General features: G+C 42.4%; 14 protein-coding genes. 11 read left to right on the top strand and 3 right to left on the bottom strand.

The features are described from left to right. Window positions 1–179: 179 nt before the first annotated feature. From NH399_RS06575 to NH399_RS06535, 9 genes are all read left to right on the top strand, one after another. Window positions 180–2417 (top strand): S9 family peptidase, encoded by a 2238-nt coding sequence (locus NH399_RS06575; RefSeq protein ID WP_253037909.1) that lies wholly within the window; start codon window positions 180–182, stop codon window positions 2415–2417. A 2-nt stretch (window positions 2418–2419) separates the two neighbouring features. Next, on the top strand, window positions 2420–3226 hold the full coding sequence (locus NH399_RS06570; protein WP_253037907.1) for a glucosaminidase domain-containing protein: 807 nt from the start codon (window positions 2420–2422) through the stop codon (window positions 3224–3226). A 50-nt stretch (window positions 3227–3276) separates the two neighbouring features. Continuing rightward, window positions 3277–3819: a DUF805 domain-containing protein gene (locus NH399_RS06565; protein ID WP_253037906.1), complete on the top strand. Its 543-nt coding sequence runs from the start codon at window positions 3277–3279 to the stop codon at window positions 3817–3819. A gap of 187 nt (window positions 3820–4006) precedes the next feature. Next, window positions 4007–4528 carry a DUF805 domain-containing protein gene (locus NH399_RS06560; protein ID WP_253037905.1) on the top strand — a complete coding sequence of 174 codons (522 nt, stop codon included), beginning with the start codon at window positions 4007–4009 and terminating at the stop codon, window positions 4526–4528. A 101-nt stretch (window positions 4529–4629) separates the two neighbouring features. Beyond that, on the top strand, window positions 4630–5187 hold the full coding sequence (locus NH399_RS06555; protein WP_253037904.1) for a DUF805 domain-containing protein: 558 nt from the start codon (window positions 4630–4632) through the stop codon (window positions 5185–5187). A 326-nt stretch (window positions 5188–5513) separates the two neighbouring features. Continuing rightward, window positions 5514–6875: a cytochrome ubiquinol oxidase subunit I gene (locus NH399_RS06550; RefSeq protein WP_253037903.1), complete on the top strand. Its 1362-nt coding sequence runs from the start codon at window positions 5514–5516 to the stop codon at window positions 6873–6875. Next, window positions 6875–7858 (top strand): cytochrome d ubiquinol oxidase subunit II, encoded by a 984-nt coding sequence (gene cydB, locus NH399_RS06545; RefSeq protein WP_253037902.1) that lies wholly within the window; start codon window positions 6875–6877, stop codon window positions 7856–7858. Before NH399_RS06550 ends, cydB begins: the two co-directional genes overlap by 1 nt. Window positions 7859–8095: 237 nt before the next feature. Continuing rightward, on the top strand, window positions 8096–10732 hold the full coding sequence (locus tag NH399_RS06540) for a reprolysin-like metallopeptidase (protein WP_253037901.1): 2637 nt from the start codon (window positions 8096–8098) through the stop codon (window positions 10730–10732). Between the two features lie 76 nt (window positions 10733–10808). Then, window positions 10809–11204, top strand: a complete 396-nt coding sequence (locus NH399_RS06535; RefSeq protein ID WP_253037900.1) for a hypothetical protein — start codon at window positions 10809–10811, stop codon at window positions 11202–11204. A gap of 211 nt (window positions 11205–11415) precedes the next feature. Here the strand turns inward: NH399_RS06535 and NH399_RS06530 are convergent, their stop codons facing one another. The 3 genes from NH399_RS06530 to NH399_RS06520 form a co-directional block, all read right to left on the bottom strand. Further along, window positions 11416–12693, bottom strand: a complete 1278-nt coding sequence (locus NH399_RS06530; RefSeq protein ID WP_253037899.1) for an amidohydrolase family protein — start codon at window positions 12691–12693, stop codon at window positions 11416–11418. Beyond that, window positions 12693–15812: an amidohydrolase family protein gene (locus NH399_RS06525; RefSeq protein ID WP_253037898.1), complete on the bottom strand. Its 3120-nt coding sequence runs from the start codon at window positions 15810–15812 to the stop codon at window positions 12693–12695. The genes NH399_RS06530 and NH399_RS06525 overlap by 1 nt, the downstream gene beginning before the upstream one ends. 447 nt (window positions 15813–16259) lie before the next feature. Further along, on the bottom strand, window positions 16260–17276 hold the full coding sequence (locus tag NH399_RS06520; RefSeq protein WP_253037897.1) for a polysaccharide deacetylase family protein: 1017 nt from the start codon (window positions 17274–17276) through the stop codon (window positions 16260–16262). Between the two features lie 165 nt (window positions 17277–17441). On the opposite strand from NH399_RS06520, the gene hemN reads away from it, so the two are divergent. Beyond that, on the top strand, window positions 17442–18827 hold the full coding sequence (gene hemN / locus NH399_RS06515) for an oxygen-independent coproporphyrinogen III oxidase (protein WP_253037896.1): 1386 nt from the start codon (window positions 17442–17444) through the stop codon (window positions 18825–18827). Between the two features lie 157 nt (window positions 18828–18984). Then, on the top strand, window positions 18985–19692 hold the full coding sequence (gene fnr / locus NH399_RS06510) for a fumarate/nitrate reduction transcriptional regulator Fnr (RefSeq protein ID WP_253037895.1): 708 nt from the start codon (window positions 18985–18987) through the stop codon (window positions 19690–19692). Window positions 19693–19730: the final 38 nt, after the last annotated feature.

Below are 19730 nucleotides of genomic sequence, written 5' to 3'. Positions count from 1 at the left end.
GTAAATAATTATCATAGATTTTGTAGTGAAAAGCCAGTATCGATGAGGTCAGGGGAGGATACTCTTATTTGCTCTGGATGATTATTGACCAAGGAGACGACTGGCCTGGCTCATCCCTGTGATCAAGGTTCAGATTATGGTATGGTGCGGCAAAATTAACCACTTTAAACGATACGATAATGATGAAAAATAAAATAATTGGCGTCATTGGATTAGTAAGCTGCCTGGTACTCCTTCCTGGCTACGCAAAGCAGCTTACAGTAGAAAGAATTTATAGTGATCCTTCCTTAACAGGCTCAGCCCCTAGAACGGTTAAATTATCCCCCGATGGGCAGCTTATTTCCTATCTGAAAAATCGTAAAGATGAGCAGGAACGCCTGGATTTGTGGGCCTATGATGTCAGCAGCAAGAAGCATCGAATGTTGGTTGATTCAAAAGCACTTGCAGCAGACGAGGAATTATCCGATGAAGAAAAAGCACGTCGTGAGCGTATGCGCCTGTTTGCTCGCGGTATTGTTTCTTATTTCTGGTCGCCAGAGAGTGATGCGCTGGTATTTCCTTTAGCGGGTGATATCTATTACTACGACTTAAAGCAGCCTGCTAACAAAGCGGTTCGTCAGCTTACTAAAACCGATGCTTACGAAACCGATATTAAGTTATCGCCCAAAGGCCATTTTATTTCATTTATTCGCCAACAAAATATCTTTGTCATTGATCTTAAGTCGGGCAAAGAAATTCAGTTGACTCATGATGGCAAAGGAACCATCAAAAATGGTATGGCTGAGTTTGTTGCACAAGAAGAAATGAGCCGACTAACAGGTTACTGGTGGTCTCCTGATGAGAGCAGCATTGCTTATACTCAAATTGATGAGTCTCCTGTTAATGTAGAAAAGCGTTACGAAATCAATGCTGACTCGTTTCATGTATTCGAACAGCGTTATCCAGTGACAGGAACACCTAACGTAGAAATTAAGTTGGGCGTTATCGGCAGCAAGGGTGGTAAAACCCGTTGGTTTGATTTGGGCGCAAATAAAGATATCTATCTGGCTCGCGTTAACTGGACTAAAGACAGCCAGCAGGTTGTTGCTCAAAGACAAAGCCGAGATCAGAAACGTCTCGATTTGATCAGCTTTAATAAAAATTCTGGTAAGCAAAAAACATTATTGAATGAAACCTCCGACAGCTGGATCAATATACATGACAACTTACGCTTTCTAAAGAATGGTCAGTTTATCTGGGCTTCTGAAAAATCAGGTTTCTTTCATCTTTATCTACATGATGCTAATGGCAAGCTTGTACGCCAACTGACTAAAGGCGACTGGATGGTTCATGACATAAAGGCGCTGAATGAGGAGTCTCAGGCTTTATATTTCACAGCGACCAAAAAGTCTCCGTTAGAGAAGCATCTTTATCGATTGTCATTGGCTGATAAGTCTCCTGCAGTTACAGCTATTACACAGCAAGAAGGTGTTCATGAGGTTACTTTTTCTGATAACGCAGAAGTGTATGTGCATTACTTCTCGGCTCCCGAAGTTCCACCTCAGGTAAGCATTCGAAATAATAAAGGTGAGTTCATTACTTATCTGGATGAAAATAAACTTGATAAAACTCATCCTTACTGGCCCTACTATCAAGGTGAGTCGAAAGCCGAGTTTGGCACTTTAACTGCTGCCGATAATAAAACAAAGCTGTATTACCGCTTATACAAGCCAACGCACTTTAAAAAAGGCAAACGTTATCCTGTCATCATTGATGTCTATGGTGGACCCGGTGCTCAGCGAGTGACTAAGCGTTGGGCTGCTCGTAATGGCTACTGGCATAAGATGATGGCTGATAGAGGCTTCGTTGTATTTTCTCTGGATAATCGTGGCTCAACGAATCGTGGTAAAGTGTTTGAAGATGCACTCTATCGCCATCTAGGTAAGGTAGAAGTTGAAGATCAGCTGGAAGGCGTCCGATTCTTGAAAAAACTCCCCTACGTTGATGCGGATAATATTGGTATCTTTGGTTGGAGCTACGGTGGATACATGACATTGATGTCGGTAATGAAGCATCCTGATGTGTTTAAGGCGGGTGTTTCGGTGGCTCCAGTGACTGACTGGACGCTTTATGACACTCACTATACCGAGCGCTACCTGGGCACACCTCAAAATAATGCCAAAGGTTACGAACTGAGCAACGTATTTGCTTATGTTGATGGTTTAAAAGATGGTTCTCTGCTGAATGTTCATGGTATGGCAGACGACAATGTTCTTTATACCAACAGCACTAAGCTTTATGCTCAGCTGCAGCATAAAAATAAACAGTACCAAATGATGGACTACCCCGGTAGCAAGCACTCAATTTGGGGTAAAGAAGTAAGAACTCATTTATTCAATACGATCACTGAGTTTTTTGAAGAGAAGTTAAAGAAGTAGTCATGCATCAATACGGTAAAGAATCAAAAGACACCAATAAGCTGATGGTCATTAGCTTGTTGGTGACTTCGGCCTTAATATACTTGTTTATCTGGCCACAGCAGAAATCGGACTCAACAACAAAAGAGGGTAATGAATCTCGCTCGTTGGCATCAAAACTACCCGACTTTAATGAGTACCAGATTATAAGCGAGCGTAAAGAGGCTTTTTTTACCTACTTGAAGCCAATGATTCTGGACATGAATCAAGAAGTTGCGAAGGACCGTCAGCTTCTACTTAATTTTGCTGATATCTATGATAAAACAGATCAGTTGCCTACTCGTTATCAGGCTCAACTTCAGGAGCTAAGCCATAAATATCGGGTAGATGAAAAACTGTATGAAAACAAACCGGAGCTATTTAAAACCCTGCGGTTACGTATCGATACGCTCCCTGAGTCGTTAGTACTAGCGCAGGCCGCTAATGAATCGGCCTGGGGGTTGTCTCGGTTTGCTCAAGAAGGCAATAACTTATTTGGTCAGTGGTGTTTTAAAGAAGGATGTGGCATTGTGCCTAAACGCCGTGGTCAGGGACAACATCATGAAGTGGCCGTGTTTCCTTCGCCCAAAGCGTCGGTACGTAGTTATATGATGAATTTGAACACTCATCCTGCCTATGAGTCATTGAGACTTCTAAGACAGGCATTGGAATTTAGTCAGAAGCCAGTTACAGGCAAAGCATTAGCGGCTGGTTTAATGAATTATTCTGAGCGAAAGGAAGCGTACGTAAAAGAAATTCGTTTAATGATCGAGCAAAATCATTTGGAGTAATTTGCGAAGATTTCGCATGTTTAGATAAAAATAAAATAGGAGTTATTATTGTGAGTACTGTTAATCCTTATGAAAGTCCTACGGATAATGTTTATGTGCAAGAGGATGCACAAGATCCTGCTAAGATTTTTAGTATGAGTCGCATTGGTCGTATTCGTTATCTAGCTTACTCCTTCGGAGTGACATTTTTGATGGCAATGCTGCTAGGTATAGTGTTTGCTATTACTGGAGGTAGTTTCGATAACCTTAGTGGTGGAATCACCATGATTCTAGGAGCAGTATTTTATGTAGGGATCATTGTCTTAACATTTGTGATGATGATCCGTCGTCTAAATGACCTGGGACAAAGTGGTTGGCTCTCACTGTTGTATCTAATTCCATTGCTGAACTTGCTGCTCACAATCTATTTAGTATTTTTTCCTGGTGATGAAGGTGCCAATAAGTACGGTGGTAAGCCAGTTCCTAATACTGCATTAACATGGATAGTAGGGCTGATTGCGCCATTGGTTGTAATTATCGGTATACTAGCTGCTGTCGCGATTCCTGCCTATTCTGATTACGTGCAGCGTGCTCAGGCTCATCAGCAAGGGTAGTGTTGATAGTAACGCGAGACTAAAAAGCGCAGCTTAGCTGCGCTTTTTTCTAAGTACTAAATTATATAACTTTGCAGCTAGTCTTGTTTCTTTATAACTCATACCGCTGGCGCAAATGCAGTTTCAAGATTAAGATTGAACAGAGTAATACAGGATTGTAGTTTATCTAAAATAAGGAGTCAGAATTATGAAAGTTGTTAAACCTAATCGAGTTTCTGAAAATACAATAAATATGCAGCAGTTTATTGTGAATCAAGCTTCATTTTTTAGTATGAATCGAATAGGACGAATGCGTTTTCTTGTTTTTTCTTATGGAGTGCCATCTTTATTGTTCGCAGGCTTTATGTCTTTGCTCGTTACTTCAGGAGAAAGCCTAAAGCAAGTGCCTGAAATCTTATTCATTGGGTCAATTGGATTGCTCTTCTTTACGAATATATTTTTCGTTGCTTTGTCATTCGTTATGATGATCCGTAGGTTAAATGATCTGGGTAAAACAGGTTGGATCTCATTACTTTATTTTGTTCCTGTTTTGAATGTGTTGTTAATCCTTTACCTCGTTTTTTTCTCAGGAGACAGTGAAGTCAATCAATATGGTAATAAACCGGTTCCTAATACCTTATTGATTACGATCTTGGGCTTATTAACTCCTGTTTTAGCTGTTGTTGGCGTTGTTGAGATGCTTATGGTTCCTAGCTACCTTCATTATTAGGTAGTATCCTGATGATGTAGTTTGAGTTACTGGAGTGTGAAAGCGTGGCTTAGCAACGCTTTTTTGAATGATAATAGTGACTATCAGAGGGTATATATCTCATGGATAAACTTAATCCTTACGAAAGCCCAGCAGAACATGTTGGAGTTAAAGAGAATGAACTAGAGCCAGTTAGGTTCTTTAGCATGAGTCGTATCGGTAGAGTCCGTTACCTTGCTTATTCTTTTGGTGCTACTGCTCTGGTGGCTATCGTATTTATGGCGACTATCATAGCATTGGGGGGAGGTATTGATGGTATCAACCCCAAGTCATATATTGGAGCAAGTGCCGTGATTTCTTGCGTATTTATTTTTATCAGCTTTATCATGATGATTCGTCGACTGAATGATTTAGGATATTCTGGTTGGCTTTCTTTGCTAATGTTTATGCCACTCATTAATCTTGCCTTCGCTATTTATTTGATGTTCTTTCCTGGAAGCAAGGGCGCTAATCAATACGGTAAAAAACCAGAGCATAATACTGCTTCAATTTGGATTGTTGGAGTTTTGGCTCCAGTCATTGTATTTATTGTGATAGCAAATATTGCTATTGCCACTTATATTGCTGGCCCAGCCTTTTTCTATGAGCCGTCTGAGGCTCATCAGAAAGATAATCATTGAGGCAAGACTTACTGCCTATAAGTCTGCTCACTAAAATAAAAGTGGTCGTTATTAAGGATATATTGGTTCCTTTGGGCTGAACGATTGACGGAGATCAAGAGCTCTGTGGCTTGTTTTTCTATAATAAAGTTAAAAGGAAGGGGAGTTTTAAAGCTTTTTTGAAAAGGGATGCAAAGGATAGTTTTGCGAGGGAAAGATAATTATATCTAATCTGAAGATGGTTGTCTCGCTACATTTTTTTATGTGAAACATTAGCAAATAGCGTTCGAGATATGGCCTGACCAGTTCTATAATCAGATAACTTCATCAGATAAAGGATGCAGTCTATGGCAATAGATTCAGAACTCCTCTCGCGGATTCAGATGGCTTTTACTCTCAGCTATCATATTTTGTTTCCTACCCTCACCATTGGCCTTGCCTGGTTTCTCGCTTTTCTCGAATTTCTTCATCTTCGCACTCAAAAGACTATTTACCGCCAGCATTATGATTTCTGGAGTAAAATATTCGCCATAACCTTTGGTATGGGAGTGGTTTCAGGGATTGTATTGTCCTATGAGTTTGGGACTAACTTTGGACGCTTCTCTGAGGCGGCTGGTAACGTGATCGGCCCATTGATGGGTTATGAGGTGCTATCTGCCTTTTTTCTGGAGGCTGGCTTCTTAGGCATCATGTTATTTGGTTGGAATCGGGTCTCTCCCAAATTACACTTCTTTGCGACCTGTATGGTGGCTTTTGGCACCATGATGTCTGCTTTCTGGATACTTTCTGCTAACTCCTGGATGCAAACGCCAGCAGGGCACGAATTTATCGATGGCAAGTTTTTTGTAAAAAGCTGGTGGGATGTTGTATTTAATCCATCGTTCCCTTATCGCTTTAGTCACATGGTGGTGGCGTCTTTCTTAACGACAGCATTTTTTGTTCTTGGCGTTTCTGGATGGATGTTGTGGAAAAAGAAAAATGAAGCTTTTGCAAAGCTGAGCTTCACTTGCGGCATTTGGTTTGCTTTGATTACCGCACCCGTTCAGATATTTATCGGGGACTTACATGGGCTCAATGTATTGGAACATCAACCGATGAAGGTTGCCGCTATGGAAGCTGTATGGGATACCCAAAAAGGGGCTCCTTTTACTCTGTTTGCCTGGCCTAATATGGAAAAAGAAACCAATGATTTTGCCATCACAATTCCCAAGGCTGCCAGCCTAATATTAACCCATGATCTAGAAGGCGAGTTGGTGGGTCTAAAGTCAGTACCTCCAGAAGACAGACCGAATGTTCCACTGGTATTCTTTTCGTTTCGTGTAATGGTTGGCATTGGTATGTTGATGTTGTTAACGGCTGTTATCGGTGGTTATCTGGCAATACGAAAAAAACTGTTTGATAAACCGAAGTTTTTCCGTTGGTGTGTATTGATGGCTCCTTCTGGATTTATTGCGACCGTTGCGGGATGGTGGGTTGCTGAAGTCGGTCGACAACCCTATCTGGTTTATGGCCTGTATCGAACGAGTGAAGGATTTTCTCGTATTGCTCCAGAACGTGTGCTCGAATCATTAATGTTGTTTGTTTTAACCTATGGTTTACTGCTCATTGCCTATTTATTTTATCTCTTTCGCTTAGTTAGAAGAGGGCCTGCGACACCGCCTTCTGAACAAAACGAATCATCACCCACATTGGCAAAAGGAGAAGCGTAATGGATATGGCGTTAGTCTGGTACTTTATTTTAGGCTTCTCTATTTTAATGTACGTTGTCTTGGATGGATTTGATCTAGGTATTGGAATTTTGTTTCCGTTTACCAAAGCGGATGAACATCGAGATCGTATGATCAGAAGCATTGCTCACGTATGGGATGGCAATGAAACCTGGTTAGTGATGGGAGGTGTCGCTCTTTTTGCTGCGTTTCCTCAGGCTTACCATCTTTTACTATCTGTGTTTTACGTGCCTATTATTATGATGTTAGTCGCGCTGATTTTTCGTGGTGTGGCCTTTGAGTTTCGATTTAAAACACAGCAAGGACGTCGTTTATGGGATGGTGCTTTTGCCATGGGGTCCATATTTGCCGCGTTCACTCAAGGCATGATATTGGGCGCGATTATTCAAGGCGTTCCTGTTGATGCGAATGGAGAACTGGTATTAGGCAGTCCAGCCTGGTTTACGCCGTTTACGTTAATGACAGGTTTGGGCGTTGTTGCTGGTTATGCATTATTAGGCATGACATGGCTGATTATTAAGTGTGATGGTGAACTGCAACATTGGTGCCGACTGTGGGCTAAGCGAATTTTGGTGACCGTGAGTGTTTTTGTCGCGCTTATTAGTTTGTGGTCGCCTATCGCGTTCGAAAACATTCGTGAGCGATGGTTTAGCTGGCCTATGATTTTGTTGTTATCTCCAGTGCCTTTACTAACGGTATATGTTATCTGGAAAATCTGGCGTTCACTTGTTGAAGAAGAAGAGCGTAAACCATTTTATTACTCTATCTCTTTGTTTGTGCTTTGTTTTATGGGACTTTTAATTTCTTATTTCCCATTTATTATACCTGGCCACTTAACCATATGGGATGCGGTTGCTGATGAAAAGTCTCTAAACTTTTTATCAGTAGGTGTTGCTATTTTAATGCCTATGGTGCTCGGATATACAGCGTATAACTACCGGGTTTTTTCAGGAAAAGTAGAGTGATTTTTATAAATAAATACTCGCAATTGAGTGTTAATATTTAACAGTGGATGTGTGAACTAGAGCTTACTCTGGTTAGTAAAAAATAACGGCAAGGAAGCCAATATTTTATGTAGTCTTTTGTAACAGGTCTTTTGACTTTTGTAGCCCTCAAATGTTTTGTGAATTAATACACTTTTTATTTTTGCTGGTTTTCATAGAGTAGATAGCAAGACATATTTCGTTACTAAAGAGGGTCTAATGATGAAGAAACGAATAAGCTGTTCCATCATAAGCATGTTGTTACCCATGTCAGTCCTGGCTGACAATGGTCTATCTGATATCTGGCAAGATGTAAAACTTGACGGCCAGTTAGAAAAGCACAAATCGATCCCCGTCGCTGTAGAACAACGTCGACTTTCATTAGCAAAAGATTTACTAGCTGCACAACTGTTGCAAGCTCCTCAAAAAGCACAAGCAAGTCACGGTATAGAAGTAGAGCTTCCATTGCCTGATGGAAAGTTTGCTCGTTTCCAGATGTTTGAGTCCTCAATCATGGAGCCAGGCCTGGCACAAAAGTTTCCATCGATTAAAACCTTCTCTGGTTTTCAAGTTGATAAGCCTGAGAACAAAGGACGCTTTGACTTAACTCCTCAAGGTTTCCACGGAATGTTCAAATACAATGGCGATATTGTTTACATCGATCCTGAGCAACAGTCAGAAAACTACATTGCTTATTATCGTTCAAAAGCGATTGTTAAAGACGTTCATAAGAAGTTTAAAGATCGTGTTAAACGTGGTGTTGATAAACATTCGCACAAAGCAGAACGTACCTCTCAAGCTTCAACCTCTATTACCGATGGTGTGCAGAGAAGCTATCGTATAGCAGTTGCAGTTACCGGTGAATACACTCAGTTTCATGGTGGTACTAAAGAGAAAGGGATGGCTGCGGTTACTACGACTATTAATCGAGTGAATCAGGTTTACGAAAATGATCTGGCAATTCGTTTAGTTTTAGTGGCTAACAATGACAGTTTGATTTATACCGACGCAAGCTCTGATCCTTACACCAATACAGACACCGATCTGGATACGAATACCGGAAACATTAATAACGTTATCGGTGCAGCCAATTATGATATTGGGCATATCTTTCAGACGGCAGATGGCGGTGTTGCTGGTTTCGAGGTGGTTTGTGGTGCCGAAAAAGGTGCTGGACTGACAGGGACCAGTAACCCAACGGGAGACGCCTTCAATATTGATTATGTGGCTCATGAAATCGGCCACCAGTTTGGTGCTGAGCACTCCTTTAATGGTTGCGGTGGCAACCGTGTTGCACAATGGGCTTTTGAGCCTGGTAGTGGCTCGACAATCATGAGTTATGCAGGACTGTGTGGTGACACGGATCTTCAGCGTAATTCTGATGCGCTTTTCCATACCAAAAGTATTTCGCAGATGTTCCAGTTTGCCAGTGCTGGTGGTGGTAATGCCTGTGCAACTAAACAGAACACCGGTAACAATATACCTGTGGTTAACGCGGGTAGTGACTATGTGATTCCTGCGCGAACTCCATTTAAGCTGACTGGCTCAGCAACAGATGCCGATTCTGCCGATCAATCATTGTTAACCTACATCTGGGAACAGATTGATTTAGGGACTGAGTCCTCAGATGCTGCATCAATGGTAGATGATGGATCGCGTCCTATCTTCCGTTCTTTTGTACCAGTGAGTCACGGTACTCGAATTTTCCCACAACTGTCGGATGTATTATCTGGTGGCACAACAAAAGGAGAGTACCTGCCAACGACTAATCGTGATCTGAACTTCCGTTTAACGGTTAGAGATACCAAAGGTGGTGTTGCTTATGATGATGCAAAACTAACGGTTAAATCCAACGCGGGCCCATTTAAGATCACTTCTCCTGCGGCAGCGGCTAACTGGACGGGTGGCGCCCAACAAAGCATTCAGTGGGATGTGGCTAACACCAATACCAGTCCGATTAACTGTACGAGTGTGGATGTGCATTACTCAAGCGATGGCGGCCAAAGCTTCCCAACTGAGCTTTTAAAAGCAACTGCAAATGACGGAAGTGAAAACATCACCGTACCTTCTGCTTCAACCAGTCAGGGACGTATTCGTGTCACCTGTTCTGATAATGTATTTTTTGCTATTAACAGCCAAAACATCACGATCTCAGGCAGTGGCGGTGGAGGCAATCAGGCGCCTCAAATTACTGGCCAGTCATCTTTGAGTGTGCAACAGGGACAACCGATTACTCTGGCGTTATCAAACTTAACCGTGACTGATCCAGATAATAACTATCCTGCCGACTTTACTATGACTGTTATGAGCGGAAGTAACTACACGCACAGTGGGTTGGTTGTTACGCCGGCAGCGAGCTTTAGCGGAACACTGACGGTTCCTGTAAAAGTGAACGACGGCCAAGCGGACAGTAATATCTTTAATTTAAGTATTACCGTACAAGCGAGCGGCGGTGGTAACCAGGCTCCACAAATTACCGGCCAGTCATCCTTGAGCGTGCAGCAGGGACAGTCGATTACTCTGGCGTTATCGAACTTAACGGTGACCGATCCAGATAACAACTATCCTGCCGACTTCACCATGACGATTATGGATGGCAGCAACTACACTCACAGTGGTTTGGTTGTTACACCGACAGCAGGCTTTAGCGGAACACTGACGGTTCCTGTAAAAGTGAACGATGGTCAAGCCGACAGCAACACCTTTAACCTGAGTATTACCGTACAAGCGAGCGGTGGTGGTAATGGTGGAAACAACGGTGGCAATAATGGCGGAGGCAGCTCAGGCGGTGGTGGTAGTATGGGAATCTTTATTTCGCTACTATTGTTACTGAAACTGGCCCGTCGTAAGTCATAGACTATGACACCTATTAAGTAACCTTGTCGCCAGTGTTTGTGAGCAAGCACTGGCGACAATAATCAGGTATTACGTAATGAAATTAATTGTTGGAATCTTATCTGCTGCAAGTTTACTGGTATCTACTGGTTGCCAAACGAGTGAGAAAAAGCCATCAGTAAGCGGTGAGCGAGAGCGCATTGCCGTTGAGCAGTTGCGTTGGTTGGATAGCACTGACTTTAAAGCTGAATTATCAAAGGCGACAGCAACAAAGGACTATCGTTTGTATCTGTCTCCTAATCGCAGTCGTCAGGTAGTTGGCATTAGGGCTGATATGCAGGCACAGGCGCGTAAGCGTTGTGGTGTAAAGAATATTCCAGGATTAACGGATGTTCGCTATGGTGAAGTTCATAAAGAATATGCTCAAAGAGCTTTGTTTTTTGCTAAAGAATACAACACAAAGATGTTTCGTTATTGTTTAGCGTCTTACTAGGTGGGGTGAGAACAGGTGGTATCGAGTAGTTGCTCTGCGCTTGTTAGGTCTTATCGAAAAAATAGGACGCTCATTAATAAAAAATAATCCCTCTAATCCTATAGTACTTAATTTGTTTCTATCGCTACTCCTTTGCGGTTTATTGATTGAGAATGTGTTAACTTAGTTGTCTCAATGTTTGCCCGGACGGACCTGCCCGGGCTCTTTTTCGTTACTTGTTACCGTATTTCTTATAGAGTCTTTTTTGTCGATTATCCAAATCAACTTCTCTGCCATCGATAAACATGGCTTCTACTCTATGTCCTAAGTGATCCATGATGTCACCATTGCTGATCACTAACGTTGCATTTTTGCCAACTTCTAATGAACCTAGTTGATCATCAACACCAAGCATTTTGGCGGGTGCTAATGTGATGGAAGCTAATGCTTGTTCTTTATCAACACCATAAGCAACAGACTGACCAGCAGCAAAAGGTAAATCACGAACCTGCCAGCTACCCCTAACGGCTAGAGCATAAGGAATGCCTGCTTTTGCCAGTTCAGCGGGTACGTTAAATACCTGATCGATGCCTTCATCAGAACGAGAAGGAAGTCCCCAGGCAGCAGTAAAGATGACAGGTGTCTTTGATTGTTTAAGCAAGTCGATAGCTTGCCAGGCATCACGGCCACCAACAATAACCAGCTTCATCCCCTGTTTTTGAGCAAAGTGAATCGCTGCTTCTATCTGACGAAACTCATCAGCTCTGATATACAGGGGCATAGTGCCATCCAATACTGGTCGCATGGCTTCCCAGCGTAGATCTACAGGTGTCTTTTTGTCGGCATTACGAGCTTTATGGTAGGCCTTAATTGCTGTAAACGCATCGTCAATGGCACTGAGTGCTTTTTGCTGTGCTTCGCGTTGTTTTTCTGCTGAGCGTTTTTCCCACGGTGCCTTGTTGATGTTCATGCTAGGCCACGACATGTGCATACCCGTTTGCTCTTTCACCAGTGCGTCTTGCCAGTTCCAGGCATCCAGTTGAACCAGACTTGACTGTCCGCGCAATCCTGAGCCTTGAGGAGTAACTTGAACATGGGTCACTCCATTACTGCGTATCGTTGGAGTAATTTCAGAGTCTGTATTGTAGGCAATATGGGCTTTCACTTCTGGAGTGATGTTGCCTACTTCTGAGGTGTCTCGAGTCGCACGAACAGCATCGACCTCAACCATACCCAAATTGGTGACCATACCGATAAGTCCTGGGTACACATGTTTTCCAGTTCCATCGATGGTACGAGAGGTTTTGATATTCAAGCCTTTGCCGATATTTTTGATTTTTCCATCTAACAACAAAATATCGGTATTTTCCTGAGTACCCTGAGTGACGGTATGCAAGGTTGCATTGGTAATTAAGATCGCTTGTTCTTGTTTTTTACCAGGCACCAGGTCGTGTGCCAGTACTGAGCCTGACACGATGCAAAGCGACATAAGTGTAGTTAATTTTTTCATTAGTGATGATGTCCTTGATGCTGATCTGACTGCCAGTGCCAATAATCGAAGTTATCTTCGCAGTGCCAAGTTGGGGCTTCGTGCATATAAAAAACAGGCTGACTAGCAGATGCTTTTTTGCCTTCACTTTTATCTGCCTTGCCAGCGCCGAGTGCTTTTTGAATGAGTGCGTTCTTTTCTTTAGCCAGAGCCAGGCGAGTTTGTGCGTCTTCTTCTCTGTCAAAGTACTTACGTCCATCAATCCAGGTTTGCTTCACCTTTGAGTAGATAGATAAAGGATTGCCGTCCCAGATAACAAAGTCTGCGTCTTTTCCGGCTTTCAGGCTGCCTACCCACTGATCGATTTTCAATTGTTTTGCAGGGTTGATGGTTACCATTTTCCACGCATCTTCTTGAGACATTCCACAATAGTTAATTGATTTTGCTGCTTCAGTATTGAGGCGTCGCATTAAGTCGTTGCTGTCTGAATTAATAGAGACGTTCACGCCTTTTTCGTGCATCAAACAGGCATTTTGCGCGATAGCGTCATACACTTCGAACTTATAACCCCACCAGTCAGCGAAAGTTGATGCGGTTGCACCATGCTTAACCATTTCATCGGCTACTTTGTAACCTTCTAATATGTGAGTGAAGGTTTGAATGTTGAAGTCAAAGTCGTCTGCAATTTTCATGAGCGACAAAATTTCTGAAGCTACATAAGAGTGAGAATGAACAAAACGTTTTCCTTCTAAAATTTCGACCAGTGCATCAAGACGATAATCTTTACGTGGTGGTGCAACCTGTTTCTTTGCACTACGGCTCAAGTCGTCGTATTTCTCCCAGGCATCCCGGTACTCTATTGCTCGCTCAAAACCGTCTCGCACGATAGTGTCTACACCCATACGAGATTGTGGGTAGCGTATGTTATAGTTATCACCCCAGTTGCTTTGCTTTACATTTTCTCCCAAAGCAAATTTGATGGAGCCAGGCGCTTTCTTAAATTTCAGTTGCTCTGCATTATGGCCCCAGCGTAATTTGATCACTTGAGCTTGTCCGCCAATGGGGTTCGCTGAACCGTGTAACAGTTGTGCGATGGTGGTTCCACCTGCCATAGAACGGTAGATGTTAATATCTTCTGGATTGATAACGTCGCCAATAGCAACTTCTGATGTAATAGCATCAGAACCTTCGTTAACACCCATGTTGATAGCAATGTGAGCATGCTCGTCAATGATTCCGGCAGTAACATGTAAGCCAGTTCCATCAATGGTTGTGTAACCGCGAGGTGTTGATAGTTTGCTGCCAACTTTTTTGATTTTGCCTTTCGCAATCAATAGATCGGCATTTTCTAAAATACCTTTGTCTTCCGAAGTCCAAAGAGTTGCATTTTTAATATGCAGCTTTTCTTGTTTGGGGATTTTATTCAAACCAAAGGCTCGATTGGGGTAGGTGAGTTGGCCCAAAAATTCAACGCCTTTGTTTTCATCGTCCGCCGACTTCTTGTCTTTTTCTTCAGTGCTATCTAACGGCTTTTGTTCACTATTAAAAGCAACACGTTGTCCTTGAGCATTAACGATATGTCCTGTTAATTGCTTGTTTTGCAGGCGTGCAGTGAGACGATAAACGCCTTCTAGCCCGACTTTTTTCAGATCGGCTTTCAACTGAATGTGACCATCGGCCGCATTCATAACTGTTGCGCTGACTTTTTCTTCGCCCACTAAAAAGTTTGCCTGAGTTTTGTTTTTGGGGGCTGTGAGTTTTAAAGTCAGCTCTTTTCCGTCAATGTTTAAAGTAAATTGACCGGGTAGCGAATTCTTAGCGAGTGGTTTAAAGGAGGTTTCTTTTCCCTGCAACCAGACACTTTTTATCTTGCCATCCTTAAACACGTTGCCATCAACAATAACCAAATCGGCCATCATGCCCGTTTTAATTTTTCCTGCTTTGTTAGCTATTCCGGCTAACTGAGCTGGGACCGTGGTTATTGCAGATAATGCCTGTTGTTCACTAAGACCATTTTTGATGGCTTTTTTAATGGCTGGCCATAAATCCGACTTCTTTTTAAGCTTATGGTGTGTGAACGCAAAAGGAATATCATTGTCTGCCAGAATGGCGGCATTGGCAGGTGCGCGTTCCCAGTGTCTGAGTTCGCGCAAGCTGGCATCTTGTTGAGCTTCGAAGCTGGAGACATCGGGTTTGTTTGGAAAATTAAGCGGTAATACCAAAGTCGATTTGGTATTTTTAATATCCTTTAGGTGAGCGTACTCAAAACCTCGCCCAACAAAAGCCGCAGAAAGTTTGAACGAATCCAGTAGCTTATCGGCAGCTATCAGTGACGCAGTGTTTTCGGGCTCAAAGATAATGCCAGCTGTTTTTAATTCACCCATCGCTTCAAGAGCGGTATTGGTTTCTACCGCAGTGCCAGTGATTAATGCGTCGGTTTTTCCTTGAGCTTTTTGATACCAGTTGGCATCGGACAATGATTGGCGTATTAAGGCAATGCTGCCCATCAATGAGCTAGGATAATTCTGTTTGGAGCTGCCCTTATTGTAAGCAAGATAGTGTCGGCTATAGGCATTGTAAATCAAATCATTAGGAATGCCGTCGGCTAGTGATACCGTCGTTGCCTGGCCTCTAAATATGCCATCCATTGTACCAGTTTGTACGGAGGTAAAACCGTTCTTAATATAAGATTTAGCCGCTTTGGGATCGGCTTCAAATTCTGAGATCCAATTGACCTCTGCATGAATAGCATCATTCCAACCCTTGGCGCCAGTGCGATCGCCATGGTATTTGGGCGAGCCACCAAACCCTGAGCTTGAGCGTTTTTCTTCGAAGCTGTAATAGCTGTAAGGATCAATAAAACCTGGATAAACGTGATGGTTGCTCAGATCAATAATGCGAGCACCTGCAGGTGCTTTGCCCTTGGCTTTAACACTGACAATTTTGCCGTGTTGAATCACCAAAGTTGCATTCTCTAGTGTTTTTCCTGGTTCAGTCGTAACAGTGGCATTAGTAAACGCAATGAGACTGGATGAACGATCATGGATACCATTGTGATGGCTGGTCTGATCGCCGTAAGATGCTGACATTGCCAGAGCAAAAAACGCTGCTGAGGCTGTCTTTACGGTTGCTTTAGACATAGGCTCTCTTTTTTATTGTTTTACCCGAGTAACTGACAGGTAGAAAGACAATCAATCAAGTAGGTTTTTCAAAGTATACCCGTCGCCTTTCAAGGTGTAGCGGTATTGGCTGGGCGGCACTTACCCCTATCACTGAGACCATCTCAGCTGAGGGGATTCGCTTGTTTGCAGCTTACCTGCACTTTGAAATACTTTGGCTATAGAATGAAGTTGCTTGTCTCTCTAATAAAGCAGAAATACTGGGCATAGGGCAGTAAATTGCAAGTGATAATACTGTCACATTAATGAATATCTCGCTATTCTGCTAAAGCGTATCTTGATTAAAGGTTTGAGTTGCTAACTTATTGAAAGTAATCGTTATTTTTATGCTAAATGTTGAAAGGTAATATTTTTTTACAAATTACCCTTAATATTGATATCGATTTAGCGCTCGCTGTTCCTTTAATTTTAGTCTGAGTTCGGGTTTAGGTTAAATAAAGGCAATGTGTGCCAGTAGTAACGAGCGCTTTTGCTGTCTTTTGCCGTGCAATTGATGCGCGAGCGTCCCACTGATAGATTCGCTGATACAGAAAAACTCACCTTTTTGTCTTTCCAGACCATATTGGAAACGGGATGATTGTTATAAAAACACTGGAAGTTTTGTCGGGCAAAGGGCAGATCGTCAAATCGTAAGTGGAAAGCTTCTGGCATCCTTTCGACATGAGGATCACCGGGTAGTTCTTCTACAACGGGCATGGCTAAGGTATTAACCCGCAATTTAAAGGCGGTCATGCCTGAGTAATGTCCGCCAATCGCAAACCTTGGGATACGAGTTTTTTGGGAATACCGAGAGAAGGGCCCTGAGTATTGCGCCAACCCATACCATCCTCGCGTGTTGAGCAGAGTTTGTAGATTACTATTAAATTCTCCATAAGGATAAGCAAACAAAGGCGGCGGCGTTTGCTGTAGTCGCTCAGTTAATAAATGTTGTGCGATATCCAGCTGTCGTCCGAGAACGTCTGAGTTTTGGTTTTCTTGTGTTAGATGTGCGTGGGTGTGGCTATGGTTGGCGATGGTGACTCCGGCTTCACTCAGCTCTTTTAGTTGTTGCCAGTTCATCATGGCTTTGTATTGCTTTTCGACGCTTTCGGTGGATACAAACACCGTAAAAGGTATTTTTCGCTTCTTCAGTATGGGAAACGCCTGCTCATAAATGGACAAATAGGCATCATCAAAAGTAAGCACCACCGATTTTTCTGGGTGTTTTGAGTGATTGTTTTCTACAGAATGAATGGCTTGCTGTAGAGAAATAACCTTAAACTGATTCGCTTGCAGATAGTCCAGATGTTGTTTGAACAGGGCTGGTGTTGTTGAAGTCGAAGGGGGCGTCTGGTCACTGATGTGGTGATACACCAAAATAACAGTCTGATTGTGTGCCATTAAAGGCAACGACAACAACAGAATAAAGAACCAAACAATACGCATGTGGGGTAACTATCGAGAGTGAAGGAATGATAAGACTAACATAATTAACTCTGTGACGGGCTTTACGATGTTTTTAAAGAGAACCAAGTCTAAATTGATCTTGATCAAGCGCCTCATATAACGAACGGAATAGTATGAGGACTGAAAAAAACTTCAGGAGTTTCTATGTCAGATTTTAGCCATACCATAGAGTGGGACCATGAGATTATCGAGCGTTATAACTCACGTGGACCTCGGTATACTTCCTATCCTACGGCTCTGGCGTTTAATCAGGCTGTGACTGAGACCGATTATCGTGCAGCGTTAACAGCGATACCTTCCAATGAACTGCTATCGCTTTACGTACATATCCCGTTTTGTTTTAACATTTGCTATTACTGTGGGTGCAATAAGCAAGTAACGAGAGATTATCGTAAGGCGACCCAATACCTTGAGGCTTTGGGCAAAGAGATCGATCATGTGGCCGATCAACTTGAAGACCCATCGGTTGTATCGATGCACTGGGGAGGTGGTACGCCTACCTATCTGAACATTCGTGATCGTCAGTGGTTAATGACCAAACTCACTCAAGCATTTAAGATTAAACCTGAGCAGCTGGATGCTTCTATTGAAGTTGATCCAAGAACGGTAACTCCATCAGATATAGCGCAGCTAAAAAGCATGGGCTTTAATCGAGTCAGTCTTGGGGTTCAAGACTTTGACCCAAAAGTACAACAAGCCATTAATCGTGAACAAAGTTATGAAAGTGTTAAAGAACTGGTAGATGCTGCTCGAGTGAGTGGGTATCGCTCTATCAGTTTTGATTTAATTTATGGACTGCCGCACCAAAGTGTTGAGTCTTATCGTGAAACTTTAGCGTTGGTTGCTGAGCTGAGACCTGATCGCATCTCTGTGTTTAACTATGCGCATTTACCGCATCGATTTAAAGCACAGCGAAAAATATTAAAACGCCATTTACCGGAGCCAGAAGAGAAGTTAGAAATATTAAAACTATGCATCGAGTTTTTACAGCAACAAGGATACGTATACATTGGGATGGATCACTTTGCTTTGCCCGAAGATGAACTTAGTATTGCTCAAGAGCAAGGACAGTTGTTACGAAACTTTCAAGGCTATGCGACCGGAAAGCACACGCAGCTTATTGGCTTGGGTGTTTCTTCCATTAGCTCTGTGGGTGAGTATTATGTTCAAAATGAAAAAGGACTGAGTAGTTACTATGATGCTATCGAGCGTGAAGCTTTACCTGTTTGGCGTGGTGTGAAACTTGATGAAGATGATGAACTAAGACGTCATATTATTTTTCAGTTAATGTGTTACTTTAATCTATCTGTTAAAGACATCGAAAAGACCTTCAATATATCTTTCTGGAATTACTTTAATCATATTGTTCCTCGGCTTGAGATATTTCAAAGGGATGGGTTGGTAAAGTACACGCCATCTACTATTGAGGTATTGCCAAAGGGAAGGTTGTTAATTCGTAATATTGCTATGTTATTTGATAAGAGCATGGAAGAGCTTATCGATATTCAATCCTTTTCTAATGCGATATAATCATACTGTAGACAGGCCTTTATCTATATTTCTTGCCTTGTGAACTACTTTGGGCAAAGGTAGAGGCGTTTGTTTTGAATTATCCGTCATAAACTTTTATGCTGGGAGCTATTGGTCCCAGTGATAATTTATCGGTGTGAGCTCCAGGTAAACTAAAATGCAAGAAATTAAATGTCAAAACTGTCGTATCAGTAAGTTATGTTTGCCCGTTATGTTGGCTGATTCTGAGATAGAGCACCTGGACTCTATTGTTCAACGTGGTAAGCCGCTTAACACGGACGAAAACCTGTTTCGTAGTGGTGATAAGTTCGAAAATATCTATGCGGTGCGTTCTGGCAGTTTAAAGTCTTATACTATCAGCGAAGATGGTATTGAGCAGGTGACTGGCTTTTATTTGCCGGGTGAAATCATCGGGCTGGATGCGATCAGTTCTCAGGTACATCCGAGTTATGCCAAAGCACTCGAAACTTCTATGATATGTGCACTGCCTTTTGAATCTCTGGAGTCATTAGCCACAGGGATCCCTTCATTACAGCGTCAACTACTGAATGTAATGAGTAATGAGATCCGTGATGATCAAGAACTGATGCTGTTACTCAATAAAAAAACCTCAGAAGAACGAATGGCGGCATTTTTAGTGAATCTCTCAATTCGTTTTGGCCAGCGAGGATTGTCTTCCAGAGTTTTTCGTTTGACCATGAGTCGTCGCGACATTGGTAATTATTTAGGCTTAGCGGTAGAAACAGTGAGCCGTGTTTTAACAAAGTTACAGAAGCAGGAATACATATTGGTAGACGATAAAGAAATTACTTTCACCAATCCAGAAAAACTATCAGAACTTGCTGGTGTTATGTGTTATTCATAACTCGTCATTATTTATTGTCTATTTTTAGTTTCGAGCAG

Source organism: Pleionea sp. CnH1-48 (assembly GCF_024124665.1).
Taxonomy (GTDB): Bacteria; Pseudomonadota; Gammaproteobacteria; order Enterobacterales; family Kangiellaceae; genus JAMXSB01.
This window is presented reverse-complemented; position numbering and strand designations above follow the sequence as displayed.

Bases quoted from the DNA above. Each gene is read 5' to 3' on its own strand.
- hemN (WP_253037896.1), top strand. From the start codon at position 17,442: ATGTCAGATTTTAGCCATACCATAGAGTGGGACCATGAGATTATCGAG.
- NH399_RS06560 (WP_253037905.1), top strand. From the start codon at position 4,007: ATGAAAGTTGTTAAACCTAATCGAGTTTCTGAAAATACAATAAATATG.
- NH399_RS06535 (WP_253037900.1), top strand. From the start codon at position 10,809: ATGAAATTAATTGTTGGAATCTTATCTGCTGCAAGTTTACTGGTATCT.
- NH399_RS06530 (WP_253037899.1), bottom strand. From the start codon at position 12,693: ATGAAAAAATTAACTACACTTATGTCGCTTTGCATCGTGTCAGGCTCA.
- NH399_RS06525 (WP_253037898.1), bottom strand. From the start codon at position 15,812: ATGTCTAAAGCAACCGTAAAGACAGCCTCAGCAGCGTTTTTTGCTCTG.
- NH399_RS06575 (WP_253037909.1), top strand. From the start codon at position 180: ATGATGAAAAATAAAATAATTGGCGTCATTGGATTAGTAAGCTGCCTG.
- NH399_RS06540 (WP_253037901.1), top strand. From the start codon at position 8,096: ATGATGAAGAAACGAATAAGCTGTTCCATCATAAGCATGTTGTTACCC.
- NH399_RS06570 (WP_253037907.1), top strand. From the start codon at position 2,420: ATGCATCAATACGGTAAAGAATCAAAAGACACCAATAAGCTGATGGTC.
- NH399_RS06550 (WP_253037903.1), top strand. From the start codon at position 5,514: ATGGCAATAGATTCAGAACTCCTCTCGCGGATTCAGATGGCTTTTACT.
- cydB (WP_253037902.1), top strand. From the start codon at position 6,875: ATGGATATGGCGTTAGTCTGGTACTTTATTTTAGGCTTCTCTATTTTA.
- NH399_RS06520 (WP_253037897.1), bottom strand. From the start codon at position 17,276: ATGCGTATTGTTTGGTTCTTTATTCTGTTGTTGTCGTTGCCTTTAATG.
- NH399_RS06555 (WP_253037904.1), top strand. From the start codon at position 4,630: ATGGATAAACTTAATCCTTACGAAAGCCCAGCAGAACATGTTGGAGTT.
- fnr (WP_253037895.1), top strand. From the start codon at position 18,985: ATGCAAGAAATTAAATGTCAAAACTGTCGTATCAGTAAGTTATGTTTG.